This is a genomic window from Brevibacillus fluminis (assembly GCF_003710825.1).
GTDB classification, from domain to species: Bacteria; Bacillota; Bacilli; order Brevibacillales; family Brevibacillaceae; genus Brevibacillus_D; species Brevibacillus_D fluminis.
In genome coordinates this window covers 1-1,177 of the sequence record NZ_RHHQ01000095.1, presented here as the reverse complement: position 1 = coordinate 1,177, position 1,177 = coordinate 1, and the positions used below count along the sequence as shown (strand labels likewise).

General features: G+C 47.9%; 2 protein-coding genes. Both read right to left on the bottom strand.

Annotated features, from left to right (window positions below):
- The coding region (locus tag EDM56_RS31115) for a VanZ family protein (RefSeq protein ID WP_148040462.1) at positions 1 to 679 on the bottom strand (679 nt) is incomplete at its 3' end.
- 98 nt (positions 680 to 777) lie between these two features.
- Positions 778 to 1,177: hypothetical protein (locus EDM56_RS31675; RefSeq protein WP_183192663.1), on the bottom strand; the 400-nt coding region annotated here is incomplete at its 5' end.

Below are 1,177 nucleotides of genomic sequence, written 5' to 3'. Positions count from 1 at the left end.
CGTCGGTTTTGTTCCCGAGAAAATAGGTATATGTTTTCTTTTGTTCTTCCTGGCTGCTGTAAACGTTCCATTTCGGTTCGATTTTTTGGCCTTTTACCGTGAAGCTTGCCAGATTTGCCGTCACAGGTTCACTTCCGGTCGCTTCCCTCCACTCCGACAAAGCCCGAATCGGCCCTTCCCTTTTCTCTAAGGCCTCAGACATAACCATGACGCCAAACAAAAGTGCGACAGCCGTGAGAGACGCAGCCCAAACCTTTTTCAACGACAAGGCCCCAGCGAATCCCACGCGATAGACGGCGTATCCAATCACTGCACCTAATGTATTGGAGATCACATCATCCACATCAAACGAGCCGAGATGGGTTATCGCCTGCAGCGTTTCCAAAACAAGAATCGCCGCAATAAAGCCCGTAATGAAGCGCCAAAATCGGGTACGATACAGCATGGGAATCAGGACGCCGAAAGGAAGAAAGGCGGCGATGTTGCCAAAATCGAAGAGCCAGAAAAACGAAAGCTCGGGAAATCTGAGCGGGACTGTCTCAGGAACCAGCATAAAGACGTACTCGTCAATATTGGCGGAATGATTCCACCGATTGAAAGCAAAAAACATAAAAAACAAAATCAAGAGCGAATACAAAACGGTGCCTGCCAAAACAAGCTTCCTTACTTTCGGTTTCATTCTCATACGTCTCCATTGCTTTTTTGATTTTCCATTGGTTCTATTTAGGAAGACGGAAACGACATGTAATTCGTAACATGATGAAATGTTACATTTATTCACAAAAAATCAACCCCATATAGCAATGGCATCAGATACCAGCTCGCCGCAAATGCTAGGCACCCGATTAACATTAAGGCGAGGCAGGCCAAGATCGTCCGCTTCCACATGGTCTGGCCATCTTCCCGAAAAACAAATGTGCGCAGTGCAATTGCATAAAGAGGGAACAATACCGTTCCTGTCGCAATGGCACTGAAGCGAAACTTCATCTCCCCTGCTGATAACGGGATCATCGCCTGCGGGTCTTGATGGGGATTGAATAGGACCAGCGCAACGGCGAGTGGAGCCATGGCGAAAGCCACTTTCCAGTAAAACCATCTGCAGCCATGCTGAGTAACCCCCCACCAAAACGCATACCACACGGAAGCATAGCCGACAAAAATCACACTCCAGCTGATG